This window comes from Streptomyces phytophilus, assembly GCF_013870535.1.
Taxonomy (GTDB): domain Bacteria; phylum Actinomycetota; class Actinomycetes; order Streptomycetales; family Streptomycetaceae; genus Streptomyces; species Streptomyces phytophilus.
On sequence record NZ_JACBXC010001146.1, the window covers coordinates 1 to 1,944 of the forward strand.

Consider the following 1,944-nt stretch of genomic DNA (forward strand, 5'->3'; position numbering starts at 1 on the left):
TTCCTCCTCGTCGCCCCCGGCCAGGCGGAGGCGGACGCCCTGGACGCCGAAGTGGCCGCGCGCCTGACCGAGTTCGGAGAGCCGAGATGATCGACGACACGCCCGTCACCCACTGCCAGGGCCTCGCGCTCGCGGACCTGGCCGCCGAGTTCGGCACCCCGCTGTACCTCTACGACGCCGACCGGCTGCGCGCCCAGTACACGGGCCTGCGGGAGCGGCTGCACCCGGCGCTGCGCCTCTTCTACTCCCTCAAGGCCAACCCCAACGTCGCCGTGACCCGCACCATGCGCGAACTGGGCGCCGGGCTGGAGCTGTCGTCGCTGGCCGAGCTGGCCACCGCGCAGCGCGCCGGCGCCACCGGCGAGGAGATGCTCTTCCTCGGCCCCGGCAAGAGCCGCGACGAGATCGCCGCGTGCCTCAAGGCCGGTGCCCGCCTCATCGCCGAGTCGCTGCCCGAGCTGGCCGTCATCGACGAGGAGGCCCGCCACCGCGGTACCACCGCCGAGGTGCTGCTCCGCGTGAACCCGGCGTTCGAGCTGAAGGGCGGCGGGCTGACGATGGGCGGCAAGCCGCGGCAGTTCGGCATCGACGAGGAGGCCCTCGACGACCTGGACCCGGCCGACCTGCGGCGGTACGCGCACGTGCGGGTGACCGGCGTGCACGCGTACATGGGCACCCGCATCCTCGCCGCCGCCGCGGTCGTGGAGAACACCCGGCGCATCCTCGAACTGGCCGAACGGCTCGCCGGGCGGCTCGGGTTCGGCCTCGGCACGGTCGACGTCGGCGGCGGGCTGGGCGTGGCGTACCACGCGGCCGAGAGCGACCTCGACGCCGACGAGCTGACCGCGGGCCTCAACCCCGTCGTCGCCGCCTTCCACGCCGCGCACCCGGACACCCGGCTGGTGATGGAGCTGGGCCGCTACCTGGCCGCGCCCGCCGGCACGTACCTCACCCGGGTCAGGTACACCAAGGAGTCGCGCGGCGAGCGCTTCGCCGTCTGCGACGGCGGCACCAACCACCACATGGCGGCCGTCGGCATCGGCTCGCCCTTCCGCCGCAACTTCCCCATGTACCGCGTCGGCGGCGGCGGGCCCGCCGTCCCCTGGAACGTCACCGGGCCGCTGTGCACCCCCAACGACACCCTCGGCAAGGCCGTCGGCCTGCCCGCGGACCTCGCGCCCGGCGACCTCGTCGCCGTCACCCGCTCCGGCGCGTACGGGCCGAGCGCCTCGCCCGTGCTGTTCCTCAGCCACGGCCACCCCGCCGAGGTGCTCGTCGCCGCCGGGCGCGCCCGGCTCGTACGGCGCCGCGACACCGTCGACGACCTGCTGGAGCGGCAGTCGGACCCCCTTCCGTAGCCCGCAGACCGACCACCGCACCACCGCACCACCGCACCGAAATCCCCTCAGGAGGCAGAGCATGACCACGCACGTCGACGAGGCCGGGTCCGACCTTCAGGTCAAGGTCATCAAGTCGCTGGAGACCGTGCTGCGCAAGGACCTCGGCGAGGCCACCGCGCAGACGAAGCTCTTCGAGGAGCTGGGCCTGGACTCCACCAGCGTCCTCGAACTCCTCATGACGCTGGAGGACGACCACGGCATCGAGATCGACCCCGAGACCCTGGAGCCCGAGCACCTGGAGACGGTCGGCGCGGTGTGCGCGTTCATCGAGGTGTCCGCGGGCCCCGGCGCGGCGGGCTAGGCGGTGGCGATGCCCGTCGCACTGGAGCGGCTGACCGCCGTCGGTCCGCCGCCCGCCGGCCACGGCGGCACCACGGCCGCGGACCTGGCGGAGTACGCCCGCGACCTGGAGACGGTCTACGGCCCGCTGCCCGACCGCGGTTGGCTGGAGCGCGGCGAGCGCGTCTCGTACCCCGACCTGGTGACGGCCGCCGCCGACGTGCTCGGCGGCCCGGACAGCGGCGTGGACCTGCTGCTCACCGTC

2 protein-coding genes and 1 pseudogene are annotated in these 1,944 nt (G+C 74.3%); all 3 read left to right on the plus strand.

The features are described 5' to 3' along the window. The first annotated feature begins 86 nt into the window (after positions 1–86). Positions 87–1,358 (plus strand): type III PLP-dependent enzyme, encoded by a 1,272-nt coding sequence (locus H5J30_RS30085; protein ID WP_181790545.1) that lies wholly within the window; start codon positions 87–89, stop codon positions 1,356–1,358. A 61-nt stretch (positions 1,359–1,419) separates the two neighbouring features. Continuing rightward, positions 1,420–1,701, plus strand: a complete 282-nt coding sequence (locus H5J30_RS30090) for an acyl carrier protein (RefSeq protein WP_181790547.1) — start codon at positions 1,420–1,422, stop codon at positions 1,699–1,701. A 9-nt stretch (positions 1,702–1,710) separates the two neighbouring features. Further along, positions 1,711–1,944 (plus strand): annotated as a pseudogene (locus H5J30_RS30095) (hypothetical protein); the annotation flags it as partial.

Excerpts from the sequence above, each read along its gene's own strand:
- H5J30_RS30090 (WP_181790547.1), top strand. The coding sequence starts at position 1,420 with ATGACCACGCACGTCGACGAGGCCGGGTCCGACCTTCAGGTCAAGGTC.
- H5J30_RS30085 (WP_181790545.1), top strand. The coding sequence starts at position 87 with ATGATCGACGACACGCCCGTCACCCACTGCCAGGGCCTCGCGCTCGCG.